25 protein-coding genes, 1 other RNA gene and 2 pseudogenes are annotated in these 26,300 nt (G+C 72.9%); 14 read left to right on the top strand and 14 right to left on the bottom strand.

All coding sequences use genetic code 11. From position 1 onward, the window contains the following. Positions 1-92 precede the first annotated feature (92 nt). Genes ABD374_RS05795 through ABD374_RS05780 form a run of 4 tightly spaced genes read left to right on the top strand, consistent with a single transcriptional unit; the run spans position 93 to position 3,481 of the window. A complete protein-coding gene (locus tag ABD374_RS05795) occupies positions 93-626 on the top strand; it encodes a TroA family protein (protein ID WP_344491689.1) in 534 nt (177 codons plus the stop codon). Then, positions 610-1,494 (top strand): Nif3-like dinuclear metal center hexameric protein, encoded by an 885-nt coding sequence (locus tag ABD374_RS05790; protein WP_344491686.1) that lies wholly within the window; start codon positions 610-612, stop codon positions 1,492-1,494. The genes ABD374_RS05795 and ABD374_RS05790 overlap by 17 nt, the downstream gene beginning before the upstream one ends. Beyond that, on the top strand, positions 1,491-2,234 hold the full coding sequence (locus tag ABD374_RS05785) for a zinc ribbon domain-containing protein (RefSeq protein ID WP_344492435.1): 744 nt from the start codon (positions 1,491-1,493) through the stop codon (positions 2,232-2,234). The genes ABD374_RS05790 and ABD374_RS05785 overlap by 4 nt, the downstream gene beginning before the upstream one ends. Positions 2,235-2,236: 2 nt before the next feature. After that, a complete protein-coding gene (locus ABD374_RS05780) occupies positions 2,237-3,481 on the top strand; it encodes a bifunctional RNase H/acid phosphatase (RefSeq protein WP_344491683.1) in 1,245 nt (414 codons plus the stop codon). Positions 3,482-3,675: 194 nt separating this feature from the next. On the opposite strand, the gene eda is transcribed toward ABD374_RS05780, so the two are convergent. From eda to ABD374_RS34535, 3 genes and pseudogenes are all read right to left on the bottom strand, one after another. Next, positions 3,676-4,293: a bifunctional 4-hydroxy-2-oxoglutarate aldolase/2-dehydro-3-deoxy-phosphogluconate aldolase gene (gene eda, locus ABD374_RS05775; RefSeq protein ID WP_344491680.1), complete on the bottom strand. Its 618-nt coding sequence runs from the start codon at positions 4,291-4,293 to the stop codon at positions 3,676-3,678. Positions 4,294-4,352: 59 nt separating this feature from the next. Beyond that, a complete protein-coding gene (yaaA, locus tag ABD374_RS05770) occupies positions 4,353-5,156 on the bottom strand; it encodes a peroxide stress protein YaaA (RefSeq protein WP_344491677.1) in 804 nt (267 codons plus the stop codon). 151 nt (positions 5,157-5,307) lie between these two features. Next, positions 5,308-5,457 (bottom strand): annotated as a pseudogene (locus ABD374_RS34535) (MerR family transcriptional regulator); the annotation flags it as partial. 76 nt (positions 5,458-5,533) lie between these two features. On the opposite strand from ABD374_RS34535, the gene rnpB reads away from it, so the two are divergent. Together rnpB and ABD374_RS05760 are read left to right on the top strand one after the other, a co-directional pair. Next, positions 5,534-5,934, top strand: an RNA gene (rnpB, locus tag ABD374_RS05765) — RNase P RNA component class A. A 934-nt stretch (positions 5,935-6,868) separates the two neighbouring features. Further along, complete coding sequence (locus tag ABD374_RS05760; protein ID WP_344491674.1) at positions 6,869-7,615, top strand: phosphotransferase family protein; 747 nt, start codon at positions 6,869-6,871, stop codon at positions 7,613-7,615. Positions 7,616-7,696: 81 nt separating this feature from the next. Here the strand turns inward: ABD374_RS05760 and ABD374_RS05755 are convergent. The 3 genes and pseudogenes from ABD374_RS05755 to ABD374_RS05745 form a co-directional block, all read right to left on the bottom strand. After that, positions 7,697-8,434 (bottom strand): annotated as a pseudogene (locus ABD374_RS05755) (IS5 family transposase); the annotation flags it as partial. Positions 8,435-8,447: 13 nt separating this feature from the next. Next, the gene (locus tag ABD374_RS05750; RefSeq protein ID WP_344491671.1) at positions 8,448-9,341 is read right to left on the bottom strand and encodes a PhzF family phenazine biosynthesis protein; all 894 of its coding nucleotides are present in this window, start codon (positions 9,339-9,341) and stop codon (positions 8,448-8,450) included. A 53-nt stretch (positions 9,342-9,394) separates the two neighbouring features. After that, complete coding sequence (locus ABD374_RS05745) at positions 9,395-10,147, bottom strand: SDR family oxidoreductase (RefSeq protein WP_344491668.1); 753 nt, start codon at positions 10,145-10,147, stop codon at positions 9,395-9,397. 92 nt (positions 10,148-10,239) lie between these two features. Between ABD374_RS05745 and ABD374_RS05740 the strand changes: the two genes are divergently transcribed. Next, positions 10,240-11,859: an alkaline phosphatase D family protein gene (locus ABD374_RS05740; protein ID WP_344491665.1), complete on the top strand. Its 1,620-nt coding sequence runs from the start codon at positions 10,240-10,242 to the stop codon at positions 11,857-11,859. On the opposite strand, the gene ABD374_RS05735 is transcribed toward ABD374_RS05740, so the two are convergent. Beyond that, positions 11,815-12,870, bottom strand: a complete 1,056-nt coding sequence (locus ABD374_RS05735; protein ID WP_344491662.1) for a Gfo/Idh/MocA family protein — start codon at positions 12,868-12,870, stop codon at positions 11,815-11,817. The genes ABD374_RS05740 and ABD374_RS05735 overlap by 45 nt on opposite strands. 79 nt (positions 12,871-12,949) lie before the next feature. Between ABD374_RS05735 and ABD374_RS05730 the strand changes: the two genes are divergently transcribed. Continuing rightward, positions 12,950-14,269, top strand: coding sequence for a multidrug effflux MFS transporter (locus ABD374_RS05730; protein WP_344491659.1), 1,320 nt, complete (start codon positions 12,950-12,952; stop codon positions 14,267-14,269). 153 nt (positions 14,270-14,422) lie between these two features. On the opposite strand, the gene ABD374_RS05725 is transcribed toward ABD374_RS05730, so the two are convergent. Beyond that, positions 14,423-14,914 (bottom strand): class I SAM-dependent methyltransferase, encoded by a 492-nt coding sequence (locus ABD374_RS05725; protein WP_344491658.1) that lies wholly within the window; start codon positions 14,912-14,914, stop codon positions 14,423-14,425. A gap of 837 nt (positions 14,915-15,751) precedes the next feature. Then, the gene (locus tag ABD374_RS05720) at positions 15,752-17,056 is read right to left on the bottom strand and encodes a hypothetical protein (RefSeq protein WP_344491655.1); all 1,305 of its coding nucleotides are present in this window, start codon (positions 17,054-17,056) and stop codon (positions 15,752-15,754) included. A gap of 134 nt (positions 17,057-17,190) precedes the next feature. Between ABD374_RS05720 and ABD374_RS05715 the strand changes: the two genes are divergently transcribed. After that, positions 17,191-18,204: a small ribosomal subunit Rsm22 family protein gene (locus tag ABD374_RS05715; protein WP_344491652.1), complete on the top strand. Its 1,014-nt coding sequence runs from the start codon at positions 17,191-17,193 to the stop codon at positions 18,202-18,204. Here ABD374_RS05715 and ddaH read toward each other — a convergent pair. Continuing rightward, positions 18,201-19,046, bottom strand: a complete 846-nt coding sequence (gene ddaH / locus ABD374_RS05710; protein ID WP_344491649.1) for a dimethylargininase — start codon at positions 19,044-19,046, stop codon at positions 18,201-18,203. The genes ABD374_RS05715 and ddaH overlap by 4 nt on opposite strands. 131 nt (positions 19,047-19,177) lie before the next feature. On the opposite strand from ddaH, the gene ABD374_RS05705 reads away from it, so the two are divergent. Both ABD374_RS05705 and ABD374_RS05700 read left to right on the top strand, forming a co-directional pair. Beyond that, positions 19,178-19,819, top strand: coding sequence for a TetR/AcrR family transcriptional regulator (locus ABD374_RS05705; RefSeq protein WP_344491646.1), 642 nt, complete (start codon positions 19,178-19,180; stop codon positions 19,817-19,819). 203 nt (positions 19,820-20,022) lie between these two features. After that, positions 20,023-20,796: a bifunctional DNA primase/polymerase gene (locus tag ABD374_RS05700; protein ID WP_344491643.1), complete on the top strand. Its 774-nt coding sequence runs from the start codon at positions 20,023-20,025 to the stop codon at positions 20,794-20,796. 25 nt (positions 20,797-20,821) lie between these two features. On the opposite strand, the gene ABD374_RS05695 is transcribed toward ABD374_RS05700, so the two are convergent. After that, entirely contained in the window at positions 20,822-21,835 is a 1,014-nt protein-coding gene (locus tag ABD374_RS05695) for an SCO2278 family lipoprotein (RefSeq protein WP_486388620.1), read from the bottom strand. 154 nt (positions 21,836-21,989) lie between these two features. Between ABD374_RS05695 and ABD374_RS05690 the strand changes: the two genes are divergently transcribed. Next, the gene (locus ABD374_RS05690) at positions 21,990-22,649 is read left to right on the top strand and encodes a PhzF family phenazine biosynthesis protein (RefSeq protein ID WP_344491638.1); all 660 of its coding nucleotides are present in this window, start codon (positions 21,990-21,992) and stop codon (positions 22,647-22,649) included. A gap of 24 nt (positions 22,650-22,673) precedes the next feature. Here ABD374_RS05690 and ABD374_RS05685 read toward each other — a convergent pair whose 3' ends face one another. Together ABD374_RS05685 and map are read right to left on the bottom strand one after the other, a co-directional pair. Then, positions 22,674-23,354, bottom strand: coding sequence for a biliverdin-producing heme oxygenase (locus ABD374_RS05685; RefSeq protein WP_344491635.1), 681 nt, complete (start codon positions 23,352-23,354; stop codon positions 22,674-22,676). Positions 23,355-23,504: 150 nt separating this feature from the next. Beyond that, positions 23,505-24,362, bottom strand: a complete 858-nt coding sequence (map, locus tag ABD374_RS05680; RefSeq protein WP_344491632.1) for a type I methionyl aminopeptidase — start codon at positions 24,360-24,362, stop codon at positions 23,505-23,507. Between the two features lie 58 nt (positions 24,363-24,420). On the opposite strand from map, the gene ABD374_RS05675 reads away from it, so the two are divergent. After that, complete coding sequence (locus ABD374_RS05675) at positions 24,421-24,657, top strand: hypothetical protein (RefSeq protein WP_344491630.1); 237 nt, start codon at positions 24,421-24,423, stop codon at positions 24,655-24,657. A 198-nt stretch (positions 24,658-24,855) separates the two neighbouring features. Here ABD374_RS05675 and ABD374_RS05670 read toward each other — a convergent pair whose 3' ends face one another. Continuing rightward, on the bottom strand, positions 24,856-25,458 hold the full coding sequence (locus ABD374_RS05670; RefSeq protein ID WP_344491627.1) for a hypothetical protein: 603 nt from the start codon (positions 25,456-25,458) through the stop codon (positions 24,856-24,858). 92 nt (positions 25,459-25,550) lie between these two features. Here ABD374_RS05670 and npdG point away from each other — a divergent pair, with 92 nt between their 5' ends. Further along, on the top strand, positions 25,551-26,285 hold the full coding sequence (npdG, locus tag ABD374_RS05665; protein ID WP_344491624.1) for an NADPH-dependent F420 reductase: 735 nt from the start codon (positions 25,551-25,553) through the stop codon (positions 26,283-26,285). The last annotated feature ends 15 nt before the right edge of the window (positions 26,286-26,300 follow it).

The raw sequence follows: 26,300 nt of genomic DNA, 5'->3' as shown, positions 1-26,300 counted from the left end.
GCACTTCACACATAAGGGTGGCCATCGTCTGATTCGGCTGAGGGGGCGGGGGCGGATGTGCTGGGGGATGCGCCGGGGGCTGTGCGTGAGGCATGCCCGACCGAGGCCGCCGAGAAGAAGGCGGAGCGGTCCGGCACCGGCACCGGCGCCGGGAAGCCCGCCCCCCCGACGGTCCGCTGCCTCCCCGCCTCCCCGGCAGGATCCGCCCGTACGCGAAGGTCTCCTCCATCGGCGCCGTCCGCGAGGACGCGGGCCTGCCGCGCCCGGCGAACCGGCGGATCAACGGCCCCGCCGCCGGGGTCGGCCCCGGGAGGATCGACGAGGCGGACGCCGGCCGGATCCTCACCGGCGTCTACGGCGGCCCCGAGGCCGCCGACCGGGACAAGGCCGAGGACAACGCCGAGGACAACGCCCTCCGGAAGGAGCTCGACGCCGTGAAGAACGGGCAGGCCGAGGGCGTTCCGGACGAGACCCGGCGCCTCGGGCCCGGTGCGGCCGCCGCCGGCCGGGTCCCCGACGGCCTGCGCGCGTATTCGATCAAGCGGGGCCGGCCGGGCGGGCCGCCTACGCCATGGCGGGCGGGGCACGTGGCGCAGGTAACCTGTCTGCGTGCCCCGTCTGTCTGAAGTCATCGCCGCGCTCGACGCCCTCTGGCCCCCGGAGCGGGCCGAGAGCTGGGACGCGGTCGGTACGGTCTGCGGCGATCCCGACGCCGAGGTGACCCGGGTCCTGTTCGCCGTCGACCCGGTCCAGGAGACCGTCGACGAAGCCGTACGGCTCGGCGCGGACCTCCTCGTCACCCACCACCCGCTCTACCTGCGCGGTACGACGACGGTCGCGGCGTCCACCTTCAAGGGCCGTGCCGTGCACACCCTGATCAAGAACGACATCGCGCTGCACGTCGCCCACACCAACGCCGACAGTGCCGACCCCGGTGTCTCCGACGCCCTCGCGGGAGCGCTGGACCTGCGGGTCGCCGGCCCCCTCGTCCCCGACCCCACCGACCCGTCCGGCCGCCGGGGCCTCGGCCGCGTCTGCGCACTCGACCCGCCGGCCCCCCTGGGCCACTTCGCGGCCCGCGTCGCCGCCCGGCTGCCCGCCACCGCGCAGGGAATCCGCGTCGCCGGCGACCCGGACGCGCTCATCAGCACCGTCGCCGTCAGCGGCGGCTCCGGCGACAGCCTCTTCGCCGACGTACGGGCCGCCGGCGTCGACGCCTTCGTCACGGCTGACCTGCGCCACCATCCGGCGTCCGAGGCCCGCGAACAGACCCCCCTCGCGCTGATCGACGCCGCGCACTGGGCCACCGAATGGCCCTGGTGCGAGCAGGCCGCCGCCCAGCTGGACGAGATCTCCGACCGCCACGGGTGGGACCTGCGCGTCCACGTCTCGAAGACCGTCACCGACCCCTGGACCTCCCACCACACCCCCACGACCGCCCTTCCCACGAGCGCCTCGCGCGCCCCTTTTGATCCTTCTGGAGCCCCCAACTGAACGCCGCGCCCGCCGACCAGATCCGTCTCCTCGACGTACAGGCCCTCGACCTGCGCCTGTCCCAGCTCGCCCACCGGCGCAACTCCCTCCCCGAGCACGCCGAACTCGAATCGCTCACCAAGGACCTCGCGCAACTCCGCGACCTGCTGGTCGCCGCGCAGACCGAGGAGAGCGACACCACCCGCGAGCAGACCAAGGCCGAGCAGGACGTCGACCAGGTCCGCCAGCGCGCCGTGCGCGACCAGCAGCGCCTCGACTCCGGCGCCGTCTCGTCCCCCAAGGACCTGGAGAACCTCCAGCGCGAGCTCGTCTCGCTCGCCAAGCGCCAGGGCGACCTGGAGGACGTCGTCCTCGAAGTCATGGAGCGCCGCGAGTCGTTGCAGGAACGCGTCGCCGAACTCTCCGGCCGTGTCGCCTCCGTCCAGGCCAAGGTCGACGACGCGACCGCGCGCCGCGACGCCGCGTTCGAGCAGATCGACAGCGAGGTGGCCACGGTCACCAAGCAGCGCGAGGTCGCCTCGGCCACCATCCCCGCCGACCTCCTCAAGCTGTACGAGAAGCTCCGCGTCCAGTCCGGCGGCGTCGGTGCGGCCCGCCTGTACCAGCGCCGCTGCGAGGGCTGCCAGCTGGAGCTCAACATCACCGAGGTCAACGAGGTGCGGGCCGCCGCCCCCGACGCGGTCGTGCGGTGCGAGAACTGCCGCCGCATCCTTGTCCGTACGTCCGAGTCCGGCCTGTAGCCGTGGGACGCAGCCTCGTCATCGAGGCCGACGGCGGCTCCCGGGGCAACCCGGGTCCCGCCGGCTACGGCGCGGTCGTCCTCGACCCGCAGACGGGGGAGACGCTCGCCGAGGCCGCCGAGTACATCGGCGTCGCCACGAACAACGTCGCGGAGTACAAGGGCCTGATCGCCGGGCTCCGTGCCGCGCACGCGCTCGCACCGGACGCGACCGTCCACGTCCGCATGGACTCCAAGCTCGTCGTCGAGCAGATGTCCGGCCGCTGGAAGATCAAGCACCCGGACATGAAGCCGCTCGCGGCCGAGGCGGCCACCGTCTTCCCGCGGGTCCGGGTCACCTACGAGTGGATCCCCCGGGAGAAGAACAAGCACGCCGACCGGCTCGCCAACGAGGCGATGGACGCGGGCAAGAAGGGCAGGAAGTGGGAGCCTTCGGCCTCCACGGCCGACCTCGCCTCCCGCGCCTCCGCCCCTCCCCGTGCGGTGGGCGACGCGGCGGCGGGCGCGGCGAAGGCGCGGGCCGCGCTGGGGCGCGGAGCGGCGGTGCCCGAGCCGCTGACGCTGCCGAGCGCCTCGGAGCCCGAGCCCGCCCCCACCGTGGGCTGGGGCGCCTCCGCCGACGTGGGTACGCCCACGACCTTCGTCCTGCTGCGCCACGGCGAGACCGCGCTCACCCCCGAGAAGCGGTTCTCCGGGAGCGGCGGCCGCGACCCCGAGCTGTCGGCGGTCGGCCGCCGACAGGCCGAGGCGGTCGCCGCTTCCCTGGCCGCGCGCGGCACCGTCCAGGAGATCGTCAGCTCCCCGCTGCGGCGCTGCCGCGAGACGGCGGACACGGTGGCGGCGCGGCTCGGCCTGGACGTACGCGTCGAGGAGGGCCTGCGCGAGACGGACTTCGGGGCGTGGGAGGGCCTGACGTTCGGCGAGGTCCGCGAGCGCCACCCCGCGGACCTGGACTCCTGGCTGGCCTCCCCGAAGGCGGCGCCGACGGGCGGCGGCGAGAGCTTCGCGACGGTGGCGCGGCGGGTCTCGGCGACGCGCGACAAGCTGATCGCCCGTCACGCGGGCCGCACGGTCCTGGTCGTCACCCACGTGACCCCGGTCAAGACGCTCGTACGCCTGGCCCTGGGCGCCCCGCCCGAGTCCCTGTTCCGGATGGAACTCTCGGCGGCGTCACTGTCGGCGGTGGCGTACTACGCGGACGGCAACGCGTCGCTGCGCCTGCTGAACGACACGTCGCACCTGCGCTGAGCGGGGGAACCGTCGGGTGCGGGCCGCGCAGGGGGGTTCGGGACGTAATTCGGGACGTAAAGCGTGATGTGTGCGCAGGGGGTGGGCGTCGTACAAGGAACGCTGCCCCGCGGCTGAATCATGCGGTCCCGAATGCGGCCCCCGGAGCGGCACGCCCCCGGCACCACAGGCCGGCGCCCGCACCCCCGGCAGGGTCAGCGGCGCAGCCCCGCCGCCTCCCGGGCCAGCGTCTCCACCCGCCCCCAGTCCTTCGCGGCCAGCGCATCCGCGGGGAGCATCCAGGTGCCGCCCACGCACCCCACGTTCCCCAGCGCCAGATACGACGGCGCCGAGGCCGACGTGATGCCGCCCGTGGGGCAGAAGCGGGCCTGGGGCAGCGGCGCCCCCAGGGACTTCAGGTAGGCCGTGCCGCCCGCCGCCTCCGCCGGGAAGAACTTCATCTCGCTCACGCCGCGCTCCAGCAGCGCCACGACCTCCGAGGCCGTCGAGACCCCCGGCAGGAAGGGAATCCCGGACGCCGCCATCGCGTCCAGCAGCGCGTCCGTCCACCCCGGGCTCACCAGGAACCGCGCCCCGGCCGCGACCGCGTCGTTCACGCCCGCCGGGGAGATCACCGTGCCGGCCCCGACCACCGCGTCCGGTACCTCCGCGGCGATGGCCCGGACGCAGTCGAGCGCGGCGGGGGTCCGCAGCGTCACCTCGATCGCCGGCAGCCCGCCCGCGACCAGCGCACGCGCGAGCGGCACCGCGTCGGCGGCGTCCTCCAGGACGACGACGGGGACGACGGGCGCAAGGTCCAGTACGGAAGTCATGCCGCCATCCTGCCGTCGGCAGGCACAGTGCGCAACGAGCGTTGCGTAGCATGCAACGCTCAGTGGATCTGCCTCACCACCACGTCCAGCGCCCACGCCTTCCCGGCCTTCTCCGGAGCCGAAGCCTCCACCACGTGGCCCAGGTCCCGCAGCACCGAAACCAGTTCCGCGGGCCCGGCCGGGGCCGCCCCCGACGCGAGCAGGTCCCGTACGATCCGCCCCTTCGTCGCCTTGTTGAAGTGGCTCACGACGGACCGCTTCTCGACCCCGTTCGCGTCGGTCTGCGCGTGCAGCACCCGCACGGTCGCGGTCCGCCCGGCCACGTCCCCCTTCGGCTTCCAGGCCGCGGCGTACGCCGACGACCGCAGGTCCAGCACCAGCCCGTCGCCCGCGGCCACCGGCATCGCCGCGGCCATCGGTCCCCGCCAGTACGCCCCCAGCGCTCCCAGGCCGGGCAGCTTGACGCCCATGGAACACCGGTAGGAGGGGATCCGGTCGCCGATCCCCACCGCGCCCCACAGCCCCGAGAACACCAGCAGCGACTCCCGGGCCCGCTCCCGCGCGGCCGCGTCCAGGGTGGCCAGGTCCAGCGCGTCGTACAGCACACCGGTGTAGATCTCCCCGGCCGGCCGCGCCCCGGCGGTCCGCAGCTCCACGTTCTTGGCGATCTCGCCGCGCAGCCCCTCGCTCAGGCCGAGGACCGCGCGCGCCTTCTCCTCGTCGGCGGCGCACAGCTCCACCAGCTCGTCCAGCACCGCGGTCCGGGCCCCGGCCAGCTCCGGCAGTGACAGGGACTCCGGCTTCAGGGGCGCGCCGGAACCACTGGCGGCCTTTCCTTCGGACGGGGGCAAGAGCACGAGCACAGCGGAACTCCTCGACGACGACGACGCGCGTACGCACACGGCAAAACGCCAGGGTAAGCGGATCCCACCGGGCCGCCCCGACCCGCCGGCCCCGCCACCCCCTCCCGTCGCCCGTCGCGCGGGTCGCACGGGTCACGCCGGTCAGCCGCCTGATCCGGGCCAGGAGGACGGCGTGCCGCACCCCGTACACGCGATAGCCGTTGGCCAGCCGCGGGGGCTCGGGCAGCAGGCCCTGGTGGTGGCAGTGCCGCACGGCCCGGGTGGTGACCCCGGTGAGGGCGGCGATCTCTCCGATCCGCATGGGGCCTGTGGAAACCCTGACGCTGCGGCAAGGTCAACCGGACCGGCCCGGCGGGTAGCATGGTCGGCACGGCAGACGAGCCGGGCGGACGGCCGCGTGGGGATCTCCGGATCTCCCCGAGGAACGTCCGGGCTCCACAGGGCAAGGTGGTGGCTAACGGCCACCCGGGGTGACCCGCGGGACAGTGCCACAGAAAACAGACCGCCGGGGACCTCGGTCCCCGGTAAGGGTGAAACGGTGGTGTAAGAGACCACCAGCGTCTGGGGTGACTCGGACGGCTAGGTAAACCCCACCTGGAGCAAGGTCAAGAGGGGCCGTCGTGAGACGGCCCTGCGCGGACGATCGAGGGCTGCCCGCCCGAGTCCGCGGGTAGACCGCACGAGGCCGGCGGCAACGCCGGTCCTAGATGGATGGCCGTCGCCCCGACGACCGCGAGGTCCCGGGGCACAGAACCCGGCGTACAGCCCGACTCGTCTGCCGCCTCCGTCCCCGCAAGGGGGCGGGAGCGCGTGGGCCTTCCACCTCGTTCTCCTGACGAGGTGCCGCGTCGTCGGATACCGCGCCCGTCCCGTAAGCCAGTCGCCCGCGCAGCTGAGCCACCGGGCGGACCTGCACTTCCGGCGTGCGTCGTGCCCAGGGGACGGGATGCGCTTCTCTGCGTCGGGGCGGTGAACCCGTCGGCGACCACTGCCCGAAGCTGGCCGATCGGGGCGTCACGCCGTTTCGACCAGGGCCTGTCCGATGGGTCAAGCGACGGGCGCAGACGGCACCGGCTGAACGCCCACCCACCTCTCGGCCTACTGGCTGGCAGAGCGGCCCTCGTACGGGTGAGCCCGCGGTCGTACCGCCACGGCAGTGGCGCGAGTCGAGGACTATGGGAGTTCCCAACCTTAAGGAGCGTTCATGGGTGTGCCCATCATCGGCGGCTTGATCGATAGCGTGATCGGCATCGTAAGTGGCGCAGGAGCCGGCATCGCGCCCCAGCTTCTGGCCCTCGCGAGTGGTGTGTGACTTAGGCCTGCCGTGACGGCTCGACGTCATTGCCTGGGGTCTTACTCCGTATGGGGGTAAGACCCCAGCGCTTGAGCGCGCATGGGGGTCGCCCCGACTCCGGCACCTTGCCCCTGCGGTGACACACCGCAGAGCCTTGCGGAACGGAGTGACGCCAGCCGAGTCCCCTCCATGACCGCAAAATCAGCCCGCCCGACACGGGACGGATCAATCCTCCACCGGACCCGGCACCCGACCCGTCGGGCAGGCCCTTGGGACTCCTGACGAAAGGAGTGGGCTTGACCTGGTCAAGGGTCAGTGCCGCGCACGAGGCTGTCGGATAGCGGGACGCGGTCAGCTGCGTAATCGCATGCGATAAATCCGGCGACGTCGGCGATCACCTCCGGGATACTGGTCGCCCATGGATGAGGTCGAAGTCGTCGTCGCCCATTCCGAGCGCGCGACTCTGCGCGTCGGTGACGTGTTCTTGAAGGTGGACGCCGATCAGGCGCGTATCGACATCGAGGTCGAGGCGATGTCCCTGGCGCCGGTCCCGACCCCGGAGGTCCTGTGGCGCAAGCCGCCCGTGCTCGCGATCGCCGCACTCCCGGGGACGACGCTTGGGGGCCTCGGCGGGCCGTCGACCGGGTCGTCGGCGGCGTGGGCCGCGGCGGGCGCCGCCATCCGGAAGCTGCACGACGCGCCGCTGCCGCCCCGGCCCGGCCGGGCCGGCCGGAGCATCGTCGCGCTGGCGGCGGAACTCGACGACGAGTGCGAGTTGCTCGTGAAGAACGGCCTCCTGCCCGCCGACCTGGTCACCCGCAGCCGCCGGGTCGCCGGGGCCGCGCTCCGGCCGTGGACTCCGGCGTTCACGCACGGCGACCTGCAGATCGCGCACGTCTTCGTCGACGGCGACGAGGTGACGGGCATCATCGACTGGTCCGAGGCGGGCCAGGGTGATGCTCTGTACGACCTCGCCACCTTCACGCTCGGACACGAGGAGCACCTCGACGACGTCCTGGCCGGCTATGGCACCGACATCGACCTCGGCGTGATCCACGCGTGGTGGTCGTTGCGAAGCCTGCTGGCGGTTCGCTGGCTGATCGGGCACGGCTTCGACCCGTTCGCGCCGGGCTGTGAGGTCGACGTGCTGAGATCCCGGGTGTGAGGTCGCGCGGGTACGACTGCTACGTATGCGTTCTGACGCGTCGAGCAGGCCGTCCCCCCGGGCGATCGCCCGCCCCCACTCTCAACGAAGTGTGGTGCGCAGTCGTCGCCAGCAGATGACGGCGCAGCCGAGAGTGACGAACGCGTGGTGGATGTCGTCGCGGACCTCCCAGCGGATACGCAGGCGGAACCAGTGCAGCAGCGCGATCGCTCCTTCCACGACCCGGCGGTACACGCCCAGGCCAGAGCCGTGGCCGGTGCCGCGCCGGGCAATGTGCGGGGTGATCTGGAACCGGCGGACCCTGTTCCGCTAGACCTCGTGGTCATAGCCGCGGTCGGCGTACAGGTGCTTGGGGCGGCGCAGTGGCTTGCCGTGCTTGCCGCGGATCGGCGGGACGGCCTGGATGAGCGGGATCAGTTGGGTGACGTCGTTGCGGTTGCCGCCGGTAGTGATCGCGGCGACCGGGATGCCGTGCGCCTCGACGATCAGGTGGTGCTTGCCGCCGGCCTTGCCCCGGTCCACCGGGGACGGGCCGGGGGCCGGCCCGCCCCTCATCGCGCGGAGGTGGCTGGAGTCGACCGCGGCGCGGGAGAAGTCCGGCAGGCCCGCGGCCCGCGGCTCGGAGAGCAGCAGCTCGTGCAGGCGCCGCCAGACCCCGGCCTCGTTCCAGTCCCGCAGTCGTCGCCAGCAGGTCATCCCCGAGCCGAAGCCCAGCCTCTGGGGCAGGAACTCCCAGCGGATCCCGGGAGAAGGGCCGGAACGAGGAGAACGTGGGCTTGCGCGCCCACGGTCCTCCTCGGTCCTCCTCGGCGCCGGAGGTCCGGCCGGGTGCTCAGGCGTCCGGGCCGTCTCCCTCTGCCTTCTCCGGGATGCGCGCGCCCGCGCCGCCGACCCTGATCCGCCCGTCGCCCGCGCGCAGTTCCACCGTCAGGACGCCGGGGCGCCCCATGTCGTCGCCCTGGTGGAGGGTGAGCACCGACTCCCGCGGCACGAGGCCCAGTTCCCGCACGTACGCCCCGAAGGCCGCCGCCGCGGCCCCCGTCGCCGGGTCCTCCACGACGCCGCCCACCGGGAACGGGTCACGGACGTGGAACGTGGTCGCGTCCTCGCGCCACACCAGCTGTACCGTGGTCAGGTCCAGGCGGCGCATCAGCGTGGCCAGCCGCTCGAAGTCGTACGACAGCCGCGCCAGCCGCTCGCGGGTCGCGGCCGCCAGGACCAGGTGGCGGTTGCCGGCGTACGCGATGCGCGGCGGGAAGGCCGGGTCGAGGTCGGCGGCGGCCCAGTCCAGCGCGGCCAGCGCCTCCGTCACATCGCCCTGTGCCGCCTCCGCCACGTGCGGTTCGACGCTGGTGAGGGTGGCGCGGTACGTGCCGTCGGCGGACGCGGTCACCTCCACCGGGACCGTGCCGGCCGGCGTCCCGAAGACCAGGTCCCCCGGGCCGCCCCGGTGCTCGGCGAGCGCGATCGCCGTCGCGACGGTGGCGTGGCCGCAGAACGCGACCTCGGCCTGAGGGCTGAAGTACCGGACGGTGAAGGCGCGTCCGGGCTCCGGCTCCTCCGTGAGGAACGCGGTCTCGCTGTAGCCGACCTCGGCGGCCACGGCGAGCATGGTCGCGTCGTCGAGCCCCGCCGCGTCCAGGACGACACCCGCGGGATTGCCGCCCTCCGGATCGGTCGAGAAGGCCGTGTAGCGCAGGACGTCGGTGTGGGTGAATGACTTCATGCCACGGCCAACCGCCGCACCCGCCGTGGTGTTCCCTCCGCCGTGATGCTCCCTCAGCCGCGCCCGATGTACGGCATCGTCGTCGCCAGCACCGTCGCGAACTGCACGTTCGCCTCCAGCGGCAGCTCCGCCATGTGCAGCACCGTGCGTGCCACGTCCCGCACGTCCATCACCGGCTCCGCCATCAGCTCGCCGTTCGCCTGGAGGATGCCCGCCTGCATCCGCTCCGTCATGTCCGTCGCCGCGTTGCCGATGTCGATCTGGCCGCATGCGATCCGGTACGGACGCCCGTCCAGGGAGAGGGACTTGGTCAGCCCCGTCATGGCGTGCTTGGTGGTGGTGTACGCGAGGGAGTGCGGCCGGGGCGCGTGCGCCGAGATCGAGCCGTTGTTGATGATGCGGCCGCCCTGCGGGTCCTGGTCCTTCATCTGCCGGAACGCCGCCTGCGCGCACAGGAACGAGCCGGTGACGTTCACGTCGACGACCGAGCGCCACTCCTCGTACGCGATGTCCTCCACCGGCACACCGCGCGGCCCGAACGTGCCCGCGTTGTTGAAGAGCAGGTCGAGGCGCCCGTACCGCTCCCGTACGGCGGCGAACAGCGCGTCCACGTCGGCCGGAAGCGACACGTCCGCCGGTACGCACGACGTCACGCCGCCCGCCTCCCGCGCGGTCTCTTCCAGCGGCCCGGTACGCCGCCCCGCCAGCGCGACCGACCAGCCCGCCCCCGCCAGGGCGAGTGCGACGGCCCGGCCGATGCCCGAGCCCGCTCCGGTCACGACGGCGATCTTCGTCTGAGGGTTCATGGCCCAGCAGCGTACGTGACACGTACATGAAAGCGTGGCGACGCCCCGTACCACTCCAATACCTCTGACAACAGCCGTCAGGGGAGGGGCAGATGACCATCACATCGGGCCATGACCAGGAGATACGGGCCGCCGCACGGCACATCCACCGCCGCCGGTTCCTCACCGTCACCGGGGCCGCCGCCGCGCTCGCCTTCGCGACGAACCTGCCGGGGACCGCCCAGGCGGCGGAGTTCGACGCCAAGAAGATCACGGACGATCCCTTCACCCTCGGCGTCGCCTCCGGCGATCCGCTCCCCTCGTCCGTACTCCTGTGGACGAGACTCGCCCCCAGGCCGTACGAGCCGGACAGCGGTCTGCCGCGCGCCCGCGTCCGGGTGCGCTGGGAACTCGCCCGCGACGCGCGCTTCCGGCGGACCGTCAGGCGCGGCCACGTCACCGCACACCCCGAGTTCCACCACAGCGTCCGCGTCGAGGCCGGCGGGCTCGACCCCGACCGCGTCTACTACTACCGTTTCCGCGCGGGCGACTGGATCAGCCCGGTCGGCCGCACCCGCACGGCGCCCGCCCGCTTCGCGCGGATCAGCGAGCTGCGGCTCGGCGCGGTCTCCTGCCAGGCGTACCACGACGGGTACTTCACCGCGTACAAGCACCTCGCGGAGGAGGACCTCGACGTCGTCCTCCACCTCGGCGACTACCTCTACGAGTACGCCGTGAACGCCGCCGGAGGCGCCCGCGCCTACGCCGACCGCCGCGTGCCCGCCCACTTCAACCGCGAGACGGTCACGCTGGAGGACTACCGCCTGCGGTACGCCCTCTACAAGTCCGACCCGGACCTGAGGGCCGCGCACGCCGCGCACCCCTTCGTCGTCACCTGGGACGACCACGAGACGGAGAACAACTACGCGGGCGGCACCCCCGAGAACGGCGTACCGCCCGAGGAGTTCCTGCTGCGCCGGGCGGCTGCGTACCGCGCCTACTGGGAGAACCAGCCGCTGCGCGCCCCGCAGCAGCCCGACGGCGCCGACATGCGGCTCTACCGGCGGCTGCACTTCGGGCGGCTCGCGCAGTTCGACATCCTCGACACCCGCCAGTACCGCTCCGACCAGGCGTACGGCGACGGCTGGCAGCTCCCGGGCCCCGAGTCCGAGGACCCGTCACGCACCATGACCGGCGCGGAACAGGAGCGGTGGCTCATCGACGGCTGGCGCGACTCGCGGGCGCTGTGGAACGTCGTGCCGCAGCAGGTCACCTTCGCCCGGCGGCGCAGCGCGGGCGACCCGAAGGTCAGCATGGACGCGTGGGACGGCTACCCGGCCTCCCGCAAGCGCGTGCTCGACGGCGCGGAGACGGCCGGCGTCGACAACCTCGTGGTGCTCACGGGCGACGTCCACGTCTCGTACGCCTTCGACCTGAAGAAGGACTTCGAGGACCCGGCCTCGCGCACCGTCGGCACGGAGTTCGTCACCACGTCCGTCTCCAGCGGCAAGGACGGCGCGGAGCGGCCCGCCAACCACGACCGCCTGATGCGGGGCAACGCGCACCTGAAGTTCTACGACGGCAGACGCGGCTACACGACGCTCACGCTCGGCGAGGACGCGGCGCGCGCGGACTTCCGGACGGTGTCCGCGGTCACCACGCCCGGCGCGCCGGTCACGACCGCCGCCTCACTCGTCACCGAGGCGGGGAACCCGGGCCTGAAGCCTGCCTAGGCCCTGCTCGTCCTCGTCGCCCGGGTAACGGACGCCGATGCGGTCGCGCACCGCGTCGAGCGTCCGCATCACGGCGAGGCTGCCGTCCAGCGGGACCAGCGGCGACTCCTTCTCGCCCGCGCGCAGACAGCGCATCACCTCGGCCGCTTCGTACTGGAGGCCGCGACGGCTGCCGATTCCGGCGGTGAACCCCTCCGGCTCCGCCCCGTCCCGGTGCAGCGTGAACCGGTCGGGGTGGAAGAAGCCGCGTCCCAGCTCGATCCTGCCCTTCGTCCCCGTCACGGCCGCCGTGAGGGGGGTGTCGGCGGTGAGGGAGCAGGACAGCAGCGCCGTCGCCCCCGCGTCCCACCCGAGCAGCATGCCGGTGTTCAGGTCGACGCCCTCCGGCGACAGCAGCGCGTCGGCCTGTACGCGGTCGGGCTCGCCCAGCAGCAGATGCGCGAACGAGACCGGGTACACGCCGAGGTCCAGCAACGCCCCGCCGCCCAGCGCCGGATCGCGCAGCCGGTGCTCGGGCCCGAACGGCCCCGCGAGCCCGAAGTCGGCGTGCACGGTGCGCACTTCGCCGATCGCCCCGTCCTTCACCAGCTCCGCGAGCCGCCTGATGGAGGGGTTGCAGTACATCCACATCCCCTCCATCAGGAAGCGGTCGTGGCGCCGGGCCACGGCGACCAGTTCCTCCGCCTCGCGGGAGTTGAGCGTGAACGCCTTCTCGCACAGCACCGCCCGGCCCGCCTCCAGGCACAGGCCGGCGGCCGCCCGGTGCGCGGAGTGCGGGCCTGCGACGTACACCACATCGACGTCCTCGTCCGCGGCGAGCTCCGCCCAGCTCCCGTACGCCCGCGGTATCCCGAACCGCTCGGCGAACGCCTTCGCGCCGGCGGTCGTACGGGAGGCCACCGCCACCACCTCGGCGTTCTCCGTGTCCCGCATCTCCAGCAGGTCCGCGGTGAACGAGGACGCGATGCCGCCCGTCGCCAGCACGCCCCACCGCACGGTCGTTCCGCCCATGCCCAGCCCCCAGAAAAGGTGTCGACCACTCCGGACGAGCTGAGAGCATAGGTCCGTATTCAACGACATGGAGATGCGAATGCCGGAGACCGGCCAGTCCGCGCGAGGCCACATACCCGGGGCGGAGGCAGCGGCCGCAACCGGCTCCGCCCCCGCCCCCGTTGCCGCCCCCGCCCCCGTCGCCACCACCGCCGCCCGTCGCACGGGCCTCCTGGTCACGCTGGTGCTCGGCGGGCTCACCGCCCTGCCGCCGCTCTCCATGGACATGTACCTCCCCGCCCTGCCCGCGGTCACCGAGTCCCTGGGCTCGCCCGCCGCGACCGTGCAGCTCACCCTGACCGCGTGCCTGGCCGGCATGGCGCTCGGACAGCTGGTCGTGGGCCCGATGAGCGACCGGTTCGGCCGCCGCGGGCCGCTCCTCCTCGGCATGCTCGTGTACGTCGTGGCCACCGCGATCTGCGCGTTCGCGCCCTCCGCCGAACTCCTCGTCGCCTTCCGCCTCCTCCAGGGGCTCGCGGGGGCGGCGGGCATCGTGATCGCCCGGGCGGTGGTCCGTGACCTCTACGACGGCGTGGAGATGGCGCGTTTCTTCTCCACCCTGATGCTGATCTCCGGCGTGGCGCCGGTCGTCGCGCCGGTCGTCGGAGGCCAGGTGCTCCGCCTGACGGACTGGCGGGGCATCTTCGCCGTCCTCACCGTCATCGGCGTCCTCCTCACCCTCGTCGTGTGGAGGTGGCTGCACGAGACGCTGCCGCCCGGCCGCCGCCACCAGGGCGGCGTGGGCGAGGCGTTCCGCACGATGCGCGGCCTCCTCGAGGACCGCGTCTTCACCGGCTACCTGCTGGCCGGCGGCTTCGCCTTCGCCGCCCTCTTCGCCTACATCGCGGCCTCGCCCTTCGTGGTCCAGGAGATCTTCGGCGCGTCCCCGCAGACCTTCAGCCTGCTCTTCGGCATCAACTCGGTCGGCCTGATCTCCGTCGGCCAGATCAACGGCAAGCTGCTGGTGGGCCGGGTCAGCATGGACAAGGTGCTGGCCGTGGGCCTGACCCTCGTCGCGCTCGCCTCGCTCGCGCTGCTCCTGATGACCACGGGCGTCTTCGGCGAGACCGGCCTGGTCCCGGTCGCGGCCGGACTCTTCGTCCTGATGTCGTCGATGGGCCTCGCCCTGCCCAACACCAACACCCAGGCCCTGATGCGCACCCCGCACGCGGCCGGTTCGGCGTCCGCGCTGCTCGGTACGTCGTCGTTCCTGATCGGCGCCGTCGCCTCACCGCTGGTCGGCATCGCGGGCGAGGCGACGGCGGTCCCGATGGCGGTGGTCCAGCTGACCTGCGCGCTGGCCTCGCTCACGTGCTTCGCGGCCCTGTGCCGCCCGTGGCGGCGCGCCACGTCGGTGTGACGGGGTTTCCAAGAGAGCTGTGCCTGGAGTAGCTCCGTACTTACCGTCGGGACGTCAGCGCGTGTACCGGGCCACCGTGTGCGCGGTCGGCCCGGTGAATCCGGTCCCGGACTCGTCGACCATGTCCACGATCTCGAAGCCTGAGGCTGATGCTTAGTGCTCCAGTTCGCGCGGGAACAGGACGCGTCTCCGGATCTCATCCTGGGCAACGACGCCAGAGGCGAGCACCCGTCTCCTGTGCATGGTGTTGACCTGTGTCCGTAGGTCCCACTCGTAGTCGATGGTGACTCGCGCGGGGCCCTCTGGTGTCCCGACGACGGCCCTGGCCGGCTCAGGGCGAATGACGGGCGCTACGGGCGAGCAGAGGACCAGGAGTGCGTCCGGTCGTGCGTGTACGGCGAAAGTAGTGAACGCCTGGCTGATCTCGTCGTTGTCATACAGGTAGGCCAGAGAGTTGCCGAGGCAGGTCACGGCGTCCATGTGCCGCCGGAGCCGAACGGTCCGCATATCGCCGGTGCGGATGTCCAGCCCGGGCCGTACTCGGTGCGCGTAGTCGACCAGGCCTGGATGCAGGTCTACGCCGACACAGTCGAAGCGCTTGGCCAGGATCTCCAGGTCGCGCCCCGTACCGCACCCGAAATCCACCAGCGTGGCCGCATCCGGCCGATGGTGTTCGATCAGGGCTTGGCATCTCTCGGCGCTGCCGCTGTCCGACTGGATCGCGTCATACAGCGCGGGGTCTCGAACAGCGTGTCGGCGGTATACCGGTGCTGCCTGGTCAGAGTCCGGGCTACTACGCGGGGAACGAGCCGGTCGGCCCGCAGGTGTGGGCGCAGCTCGGCAAGGTCCCAGGACGCGTACAACACATCCTCGGCCGCCACGAGAAAAGCGGAGCCGTACCGAGCACACCCGCCGTCAGACGGACTTCCCCGGGTTTCATCGTCAGTGCCGCGAAGTCCGCCTCCCCTTGCTGTTTGCACTCCCTCACGGTGAGGCTGACACACGGCGCACGGTCGTCATCGAACTCCGCAGCGAGGGCCGACACCTTCGCGGGCTGAATCCAGCTCGTACCGCTGGTCCAACGGCCTCCTCGCAACGTCCAGTGAGGAACCCGGAGATCCGACAGGCGCAGAGGCATCGAAAGCACGTGAATTCCTTTCCCACGTGGTGTCATCCAGTGAGCAAGTCGTCAGCGGGCCAGACATGGTCTGAGACTCGACGGGTCAGTGGCGCAGCAGTGGTCCCTCGTGGTCACCCTCTGGCTAGAGGTCCTCGAACTTGCCCCGTCGCGCCGAAGAAACGTCTGCTCGGGGATCGTCCAACGGTGACATCGCTGCTACCACGGCTTTCAAGAGAGTTGCACCCCGAAGTGGCACCACACCGTGTGGCAGTACGGGCCGGGCGACTGTGGGGCTGGCCCCACGGCGGCTCATCCGACGGTGCGGACTATGCCCGCACTGCTGCTCGGGCCGGTCGCCGCCGTCACCCCCGGCGGGCGTAGGCGATCAGGTGGGGGCGGTCCTTGCGGTCCGTCCAGGAAAACAGGGCCGTGCCCGCCACCTCCACCGCGGGTACGTGCACGTTCGCCGGGAGCGCCGTCGGCTCCGACGTGGTGAGGTCGGCCTCCACGGGGGTGCGCGTCGCCGTCGTGCCGTACGCGATGCCCGTGTCCGTCACCGCCGTCAGGGACAGCGGCTTCGTGCCGTCCGCCTCCTCGAAGCAGTGCCCCGATCCCGTCTCCAGGTCGAAGCCCAGGCTCCCCGCCACCATGTACCGCCCCTCCGGCGCCACCGCCGCCTGCGGGTACTTCCCCGGCTCTATCGCGGGCCTGCGGCACTCCGCCTTCGCCAGCGCCTTCCCCGTCGCCGCGTCGTGCACCGCCCACACGTCGTGGTCGGCCGCGCCCGCGCCGCCCCGCTTCTTCTGCCACCTGGCGAGGATCCGGCCGCCCGCCACCGACGTCGGCACCCCGGACGCCGCGTCCGTTCCGGCCGGGGCCGCCTTCCGGCTGTGCCAGCCCTCGCGCACCCAGAAGCCCCGGCGCCCGCTCACCAGGACCCCCTTCTCGGTGACCGCCCGCACCTGGGTCTGCGTCCGGCAGTCCGCGCACCCCTTCGGGTAACGGAGGTCCTTCGGGGCCAGCCGCGCCACCCGGCCGGTCACCGGGTCGACGACCGCGCTGTCCGCGCCGCCGTCGCTGACGAGGATGCCGGGGCCGGACCCGTTCACGGCCGGGGCGCCGGCCCAGGGCAGCTCGACCCGCCGCCGCGCGCCGCTTTCCGCGTCGTACACGTCGAGCGCCACGATCATGTCGGCGGCGGTCAGCGCGTCCTCGCCGACCCTCCCGTACGACCAGGTGACGAAGAACTCCCGGCCGTCCTTCGCGACGGACAGCAGCCGGGGGAAGCGCGCCGGATCGGACAGCGGCCGCCAGGCCTCGCCCGCCCACCGCGTCCTCCCGCTCGCCGCGTCGACGGCCCGCAGCCGGAACCGGGCGGCGGACACCCGCTCCAGGTACCCGACCCGTCCCGCGCCCACGGCGACCGCGTACTCGGCCGACGCGCCGGTCACCTCCCAGCCCCGCCGGTTGGTGTACGCCGCGGGAACGGCCAGCCGCGTCACGGGCCCGGCCGCGCTCTTCCTCGCGGGCTCCACCGGCCCGGCCTTCCGCCGCTCGTCCGTACGGTCGCCACCACCCCCGCCGCCGCCGCACGCGGCCGGCAGGAGCAGCAGGGCCAAGGCGATCACACCGGCCACCAGAGCCACGCGCACCACCCGCTGTCCCATGCGTCCCCCCGACGGTCGAGCCAACGGGCGCCAGCGTAGCAACCGCCTCTCGCACCGCATCAGTTCGTCCGAGCCCCCTCCCGCCCCGGTACGGGCGATCCGCGGCGTACTCCGGAAGTGCCTAAAATCTTCCGGTGAACTCCACCCTCCCCACCGCAGAAGCCCTGCGCACCGCACTCGCCGGACTTCTCGACGGGCTGCCGCCCAAGCAGGCCGCACAGGCCGTCGAGCGGCTGATCACCAGCTACCGGGGGACCACCCCCACCGACGCGCCCGTCCTGCGCGACCGCTCCGACGTCGCCGCGTACGCCGCGTACCGGATGCCGGCGACCTTCGAAGCGGTACGTTCCGCGCTGGCCGCCCTCCGCGACGCGGCCCCGGAGTGGATCCCGGCGACGCACACGGACATCGGCGGCGGGACGGGCGCCGCGACCTGGGCCGTCGCGGAGGCGTGGCGGGAGGAGCCGGCCAGTACGGTCGTCGACTGGGCCGAGCCCGCCCTCGCGCTCGGCCGGGAGCTCGCCGAGGCGTCCGGTTCGCCCGCCCTGCGCGCCACGGCCTGGCAGCGCTCCCGCATCGGATCGGCGCTGCGGATCGAGAGCACCGATCTCGTCACCGTCTCGTACGTCCTCAAGGAGCTCACCGCCGCCGACCGCGCGCACCTGGTCGCCGAGGCGGCCCGTGCCGCCCGCGCCGTCGTGATCGTCGAGCCCGGCACCCCCGACGGCTATCTCCGGGTCGTCGAGGCCAGGCAGCGGCTGATCGACGCGGGCCTGCGCGTCGCCGCCCCCTGCCCGCACAGCGGTGCCTGCCCCATCGAGCCGGGCGCCGACTGGTGCCACTTCTCGGCCCGGGTGAGCCGTTCCTCCCTCCACCGCCAGGTGAAGGGGGGCTCGCTGCCGTACGAGGACGAGAAGTTCAGCTACGTCGCCGCCGTCCGCGACGATGTGGAGGCGGATCCGGCCGCCAACCGCGTGATCCGCAGACCGCAGATCCGCAAGGGCATGGTCCTGCTGGAACTGTGCACGAAGCCCGAGGAGCTCACCCGCGAGACGGTCACCAAGAAGCGCCACGGCGACCTCTACCGGGCGGCCCGGGACACCGACTGGGGCGACGCCTGGCCGCCGCCCCAGCCCGAGAGCCCCTAGCCGCGCAGCTCCTGGGTGCAGCACTTCACGCTGCCGCCGCCCTTGAGCAGCTCCCCGAGGTCCATCCCGACCGGTTCGTACCCGCGCGCCCGCAACGGCCCGAAGAGCCCGAGCGCGGCGTGCGGCAGCAGCACGTGGCGCCCGTCGCTCACCGCGTTGAGCCCGAGCGCCGCCGCGTCCGCCTCCCGGGCGACGACCGCGTCGGGGAAGAGCCGGGCGAGGACGGCCCGGCTGCCGGGGGAGAAGGCGCCGGGGTAGTACATGATCTCGTCGTCACGGTCGTCGAGGACGGCCAGCGCGGTGTCCAGGTGGTAGTAGCGCGGGTCGACGAGGTCCAGGCCGATGACCGGGCGGCCGAAGAACTCCTGTGCCTCGTCGTGCGAGAGCGGGCTGGAGCGGAAGCCCCGCCCGGCGAGGATCCAGGACGAGGTGACGGCGAAGTCCCCCTCGCCCTCGTTGATGTGCGAGGGCTCGCAGATCTCGGTGAAGCCGTGGGAGCGGAACCACTCCAGGTGCGCCTCGGCCTCCGGCGACCGTTCCGCGTACGCGAACCGGGCGCCGAGCACCCGGCCGTCGATGACGGTGGCGCCGTTGGCGGCGTACACCATGTCGGGCAGGCCGGGCCTGGGGGTGAGGAGCTCGACGGTGTGGCCGAGGCTCCGGTAGCGGTCGCGCAGGTCCTCCCACTGGGCGAGGGCCAGCGGCAGGTCGACCGGCTTCCCGGGGTCCATCCAGGGGTTGATGGAGTACGTCACCCTGAAGTGCTCCGGGGGGCACATCAGATAACGGCGGGGCGAGGCGTCACGAGGCAACGAGGGCTCCTCACGAGCGGCATGGCGCACCGGGTGTGCGTGAGAGCCATGGTCCGCCGTACGGAGCCGTCGCGCTGTGCACCGATCGGGTGGTTCCCGGCTGGTCAGCCCGCACCCGACGGGCGAGACGTATCGTCTCGCCACGCTGGTAGGCTGGCCCCATGGCCGACACCGCGACCCCCGGAACGCCCAGGACCCCCGACTCCACGCGGCGCAGCGAGCGCTCGCGCCGCGCGATCTACGAAGCGGCCCTCTCCCTCGTCGGCGAGGCGGGCTACGCCAGGACGACGATCGAGGGCATCGCCGCCCGCGCCGGCGTGGGCAAGCAGACGATCTACCGCTGGTGGCCCTCGAAGGCCGCCGTACTGCTCGAAGCCTTCGTCGACCTCGGCGAACAGGCCGCGGAGGCGGCGGGCGGCGGCGACGGCGGGTACGAGTTCCCCGACACCGGCGACCTGGCCGCCGACCTCAAGGCGGTCCTGCGCGCCACCGTCGACGAACTCGTCGACCCCAAGTACGAAGCCCCCTCCCGCGCCCTCACCGCCGCGGGCATCGTCGATCCGGCCCTGGGCGCGGAGTTCGTGGAGAAGCTGCTCGAACCGTCCCTCCAGCTGTACGTGGGGCGGCTGCGCGCGGCGCAGGAGGCCGGCGACGTACGAGAGGGGATCGACCCGCGCGTCGCCGTGGAACTGCTCGTCGGCCCGCTCTCCCACCGCTGGCTGCTGCGCACCCTCCCGCTCACGCACGCGTACGCGGACGCCCTCGTCGACTGCGCGCTGGGCGGTCTCGCCCCGCGCCGGTAGCACGCGGAGGTGAATTCGCTCACGGGGCCGCGGAGGGCGGGCACCGCCGGACGGGCGGTCGCCGCAGGGCCGCGTACCGGGGCAAAGGCGTCAATCGCACCACCGCTGCGGCAGCGGCCCGCGTACCCCGGATGGGGACTGCGGCCACCCGAGGCGCAGGATGGTGGCAGCATGGACAGCACAACGCTGAGGTGAGGGGTTGAATGGGCGCCGACTTCGGCCGCTATCGCGGCACAGAGAGCAGGCGGACGGTGGAGAGCAGACTGCCCCAGTGGCTGCGCCGCCGCCCGAAGGCCGCCGCCGCCCACGACGCGGCCGAGAACCGCGAGGCCCTGCTCCTGGCCGCCGCTGCCGCGGGCCTGCCGCTCGCCCCCGCCGCGCATCCCGTCGGATACCGGTGTTCGTGCGAACGCGTCGGCTGTCCCACCCCCGCCCGGCACCCCGTCTCGTTCGCCTGGCAGACCCAGTCGACCACCGACCCCGCGCAGGTCGGACGCTGGGCCGAGGGCCAGCCGGAGGCCAACTTCATCACCGCGACGGGCATGGTCCACGACGTGCTCGACGTACCGCTCGAAGCGGGCCGCAGCGCGCTGGAGCGCCTGCTCGAAGCCGGAATCGACGTCGGTCCCGTGGCCGAGTTCGGCGCCGGCAACGGCGACGAGGCGCGCCTGCTCTTCTTCACCGCCACCCGCGGCACCCCGGACGACGAGGACGAGTGGTGGCCGTGCGAGCTGGACTGCCACCCCGAGACCATGGACGAGCATCCGGGACTGCGCTGGCACTGCCGCGGCAGCTACGTCCTCGTACCGCCCGCGAAGCTGCCCGGTGAGTACGGGGTCAGCTGGGTCCGCGGCCTCGAACACCCGCTGCCCGACCCGCTGACCCTCCTGGAGACGCTGACCGACGCCTGCGCGCGGTACGTCGGCGAGGACGACCCCGACGACCACCACGCGGTGGCCTGGCCGCTGGGCCGCTGAGCCCCGGGCCGCGCGCGGGCGTCGGTCAGGAGCCCTGGGCGGCCGTGAGCCCCTGGATCCGGGAGAGCACCGTCACCTGCTGCTCCTGCGGCTTGCCCTCGCCCGCGCCGGCCGCGCCCTTCTCCGGCACCTGCACGACCTGACTGGAGACCCGCTCCTTGGTGAGCCTGGTCTTCGCGGTGCCGGTCATCAGCGCCCGGACGTCGGCGTTGAGGCTCAGCCGCACGCCCTCGGCCACGGTCTGCTGCTCGTACTGGCGGGTGGCGAAGAACACCGTCGCCCCGCCGCCCTCCGTGACGAGCCCCAGCGGCGCGAACGTCCCGCTGTCCAGGCGCTGGTCGGCGTACTGGACCGAGCGCCCGGGCTGGCGCGCCGCCTTCCGGCGCTCCTGGCGCACGGCGGAGGTGTGCGGCCCGGGCGCGAAGACGGCGGGCTCGCCGTTCTGCAGGTACGAGGCGTACTGCTCGCTCAGGTCCTTCGGTGCCACCGCGAGTCCGGGTGCGTCCGGCGCGACCGCCTCGGCCCAGCCGTCCTCGTCCTTCTTGAAGTCGGGCATCCGGGCCGGTGTGAGGACCCACAGGTGCGAGACCTCCCACAACTGGTCGGCGCCGCCGCGTACGAACACCAGCAGCCAGCGGGTGTCGAGCCGGCCGCTGTCCTGGTCGCGGTTGCTGTCGGCGTCCGCGACGAACCACCGGGGCCAGCCCGCCTTCTTGGGGATGGCGTACTGCGCGTCGGTCAGCTCCAGCGGCTCGTGGCGCGGATTGCCGTCCGGGCTCTGCGCCTGCCGCGCCTTGAGCCCGGCCTGGTTGATCGCGCCGAGCGCGCCGGTGACCCGCCCCGCGTCGAGGGCCGGGTCGTACGCCTTGTCCGCCTTGTTGTACGCGGCCGTGAAGTCCTTGAGGGCCTGGGCGGCCTCGGCCTCCGTCGCCGACGGCACGACCTCCAGCTCGCCGTGCACCGTCACGCACCCGCTCGCCGTCACCGACAGCGCCGTCGCCGCCGCGAGACCCGTTCCCAGCCGCTTCAGCGTGCTCAGCCTGCTCATGCGCTGCCTTCTGTGTCTTCGTCCCCACCGACCTCCGGAACCCTACCGGGGACAGGAGGGGTGCGAGCGTGGGGACCGGGTACAGCGGCCGCACCGTGACCTGGTGGGCCACCGGACCGCGGAGAGCCGGTGCTTCAATGCCGGGATGAACGAACTCGACGTGCTCCGCGTCTTCTGCGGCCCCGGCGGACACCACGGCAACACCCTCGGCGTCGTGCGCGACGGGCGTACGTACCCCGACGAGGCGTCCCGGCAGGCACTCGCCGCCGAACTCGGCTTCAGCGAGACCGTGTTCGTCGACGACCCCGAGCGCGGCGTCGTCGACATCCGCACGCCGGGGACGCGCCTGCCCTTCGCCGGGCACCCTCTGGTGGGCGTCGCCTGGCTGCTCGACCTGGAAGTGGTCAACCCGCCCGCCGGGGAGGTGTGGGCGCGCCACGACGGCGAGTTCACCTGGATCGCGGCGCGCCCCGAGTGGGCCCCGCCGCGCCTCCTCCAGCGGTACGCGACGGCCGCCGAGGTCGACGCGCTGCCCGCGCCCCCGCCCGGCGAGGGCCGGCTGTACGCCTGGGCCTGGGAGGACGAGGCGGCGGGCCGGGTCCGCGCCCGCGCGTTCCCGCGCCGTGACGACGGCATCGCCGAGGACGAGGCGACCGGCGCGGCGGCCCTCCTGCTCACCGCCGGACTGGGCCGCGCCCTGAACATCACGCAGGGCCGCGGGTCCCAGATCCTGACGGCGCCGGGGCCCGACGGCATGATCGAGATCGGCGGCCGGGTCCGCTTCGCCCCGCCCGCCCCGCACTGAGTCGCACCGGTCGCTCCGGTCGCACTAGGCGGTGAGCGGGAACTCCCTGCCCAGTTCGCGGAAGACCGCGCCGTTGAAGTCGAACGCGCGCTTGCACTCGTCGATGATGCGCCGCTTCTCCAGGTCGTCCGCGTTCACCCGGTCCAGCAACTCGCGGTAACCCCGCTTGAAAGCCGCCGGGTTCGAGATGTCCTCGAAGACGTAGAAGCGCACCCCGTCGCCCTTGCGCGCGAAGCCCCACGTCTTCTCCGCCTGCCCGCGGATGATCTGGCCGCCCGACAGGTCGCCGAGGTAGCGGGTGTAGTGGTGCGCCACGTACCCGGCCGGCCAGTCGCGCGCGCACTCGGCGACCCGCTCGGCGTACGCCGCGGTCGCGGGCAGCGGCTCGGCCCCCGCGCGCCAGTGCGCGCCGCGCAGGTGCGCCAGGTCGCGCTCCAGCTCGGTCGTGCGCATCAGCTCGGGCTGGATGAACGGGCCCGCGACCGGGTCGTCCGCGAGCGACTCCGCGGCCTCCTCCAGCGCCCGGTACACGAACCACAGCTGCTCGGTGTAGCGCGCGTACGCGTCCACCGGGAGCTTCCCGCCGAGCAGGTCGCTCATGAAGGTCGAGGTCTCCGCCTCCGTGTGCTGTTCGTGCGAGGCGACACGGATGAGCGTGGAGAACGGCGTTTCGGCGGTGGTGGCGGCTGTGGCGGTTGTGTCCAAGGCGGACCTCCGGGGGCCGAGGGGTACGGGAAAGGAGGAGCGTGCGGTGGCAGCACGCGCAGCCGCCACCGCCGATCTTCCTACTTAGGTATGCCTAAGTCAATGAGTTCCCGACGACCTGTCGGTAAAAACGCTACCGCGCGGATCCGTTCACGGCAGCGTGAGGATGTCCGCGCCGGTCTCCGTCACCACCAGCGTGTGCTCGAACTGCGCCGTCCGCTTCCGGTCCTTGGTCACGACCGTCCAACCGTCGTCCCACATGTCGTACTCGTGCGTACCGAGCGTGAGCATCGGTTCGATGGTGAAGGTCATGCCGGGCTGCATCACCGTCGTGGCGTGCGGGCTGTCGTAGTGCGGAATGATCAGACCGGAGTGGAACGACGTGTTGATGCCGTGCCCCGTGAAGTCCCGCACCACGCCGTAGCCGAAGCGCTTGGCGTACGACTCGATCACCCGCCCGATGACGTTGATCTGGCGCCCGGGCTTGACCGCCTTGATGGCGCGGGCGAGCGACTCGCGGGTGCGCTCGACGAGCAGTCGCGACTCCTCGTCGACGTCACCGCACAGGTACGTCGCGTTGTTGTCGCCGTGCACACCGTTGATGTACGCCGTGACGTCGAGGTTCACGATGTCGCCGTCCCGGAGCACCGTGGAGTCCGGGATGCCGTGGCAGATGACCTCGTTGACGGAGCTGCACAGCGACTTGGGGTAGCCGCGGTATCCGAGGGTAGACGGGTACGCACCATGATCGATCATGAAGTCGTGAGCGACCCGGTCCAGCTCGTCCGTGGTCACCCCCGGCGCGATGTGCTTGGCGGCCTCCTCCATCGCCTGCGCGGCGATGCGGCCCGCGACGCGCATCCGCTCGACGGTGTCGGAATCCTGGATCTCCGGGCCGGTGTACGGCGTCGGCGCCGGCTTCCCGACGTACTCGGGGCGCCGGATGTTGCCGGGGACGGAACGGGCGGGAGAGAGCTCCCCTGGTACGAGCAGCGACTGGCCAGACATGCAAGCGAGTGTATCCAGCCGCCATCGGGCAGCATGGCGGCAGAGGAAGGAGCCGACGATGGCCCTGTTCAAGAAGCGCGCAGCCGGAAAGCCGGGCGAATGGTTCTACTGCCTGGAGCACAAGAAGGTGGAAGAGGGCCCCGAGTGCCCGGCCAAGGACCGCTTCGGCCCCTATCCGACGCGTCAGGAGGCGCAGCGCGCGATGGAGACCGCGGCCGAGCGCAATCTCCAGTGGGAGACGGACCCGAAGTGGCACGACAGGAACGACGGGCGGCCGGGGGAGGAAGGCGCCTGACCACCGCGCGCCCGCTCACCCCGCCGCTTCAGCCGCCGCCGCGTCCTTCCGGGCCCGGCGGCGTCGCGCGTCCGTATCCGCTTGCGTGTCCGCGTCGTACGTCCTGAGCTTCGGCAGCGCCGCGGCGAGCGGACCGGCGGCGACCGGTTTCACGGATCCGGCGGCGTGCATCAGCCCCCCGCACCGGTGCCCCGCCCGTTACCACCGTCCCGGCGGCGGGGCCGTCAGCTGGTCGGCCAGCCGGGAGAGCCGGTCCCGCAGCCGCCGCTTCCCCCGCGGCGCGGGCAGACTGTTCTCCCCGGCCGCCGCGCTCACCAGGTGTTGCACCGTGTCCAGGTCCACGTCCCCGCCCGCCGGCACGGACAGCGCCTCGTGTGCCAGCCCCCGGATCTCCCGGTCCCCGCCGTCCAGCGACAGCACGGTCGCCCCGGCCCGCCGCGCGTCGTGCACCCGCTCCAGCAGCTCCGCCTCCGGCCGCCGAGGCGCCACGACGAGCAGGGTCTCGCCCCGGCCGGCCGCCTCGATCCTGCCCAGCCCCACCGACAGGTGCGCCGGCTCCCCGGGCCGCACCCGGTGGCGTACGAGTGTGGGGTTCAGTTCCGCGAGCCCGGACCAGGCCGCCTCGTCGACGAGGTGCGCGGCCAGGTGCCACGGCTCGTACGCCTCGGTTCCCACCAGCAGCAGCCCGCCGCCGTGCGGCACGACGGACGACCGCAGCGCCTCGGCGAACCGCCGCGTGGCCGGCAACCACTCGGTGCCGTCGAGGACTTCGCGCAGCAGGGCGACACGTACGGCATCCATGCGGCGGCATCCTGCCGTACGTCCGCGCCGGCCGCGGGCGAATGCCGCCGCCTCACCCGGACGGGCGTGCTACCTCCGAGTAGGGTCGGCGCATGACTTCGACCGACAACAGCACCGACAGCGCGAAGAACCCCGCCGCCCGGGCGGCCGGGGCGGCCAAGGACCCCTGGGACCTCCCGGACGTGTCCGGCCTGGTCGTGGGGGTGCTCGGCGGGACCGGCGATCAGGGGCGCGGCCTCGCGTACCGGCTGGCGAAGGCCGGCCAGAAGGTGATCATCGGCTCGCGCGCCGCCGAGCGCGCGCGCAGCGCCGCCGGCGAGCTGGGCCTCGGCGTCGAGGGCGCGGACAACGCGCAGTGCGCGCGCCGCAGCGACATCGTGATCGTCGCCGTGCCGTGGGAGGGCCACGCCCAGACGCTCGAAGCGCTGCGCGGGGAGCTGAGCGGCAAGCTCGTCGTCGACTGCGTCAACCCGCTCGGTTTCGACAAGAAGGGTGCGTACGCCCTGAAACCGGAGGAGGGCAGCGCCGCCGAGCAGGCCGCCGCCCTGCTGCCGGACTCGCGGGTGACCGCCGCCTTCCACCACCTGTCGGCCGTCCTCCTCCAGGACGCGACGGTCGAGGAGATCGACACCGACGTGATGGTGCTGGGCGAGACGCGCGCCGACACCGACCTGGTGCAGGCGCTGGCGGCCCGCATCCCGGGCATGCGCGGCGTCTTCGCGGGCCGGCTGCGCAATGCCCACCAGGTGGAGTCGCTGGTCGCCAACCTGATCTCGGCGAACCGCCGGTACAAGGCGCACGCGGGTCTGCGCGTGACCGACGTATAAGCACGATCGGGGCAT

The sequence above is a fragment of the Streptomyces enissocaesilis genome (genome assembly GCF_039533765.1).
GTDB lineage: Bacteria > Actinomycetota > Actinomycetes > Streptomycetales > Streptomycetaceae > Streptomyces > Streptomyces enissocaesilis.
The sequence above is the reverse complement of the archived record's forward strand: the minus strand, read 5'-3'. Positions and strand labels throughout refer to the sequence as shown.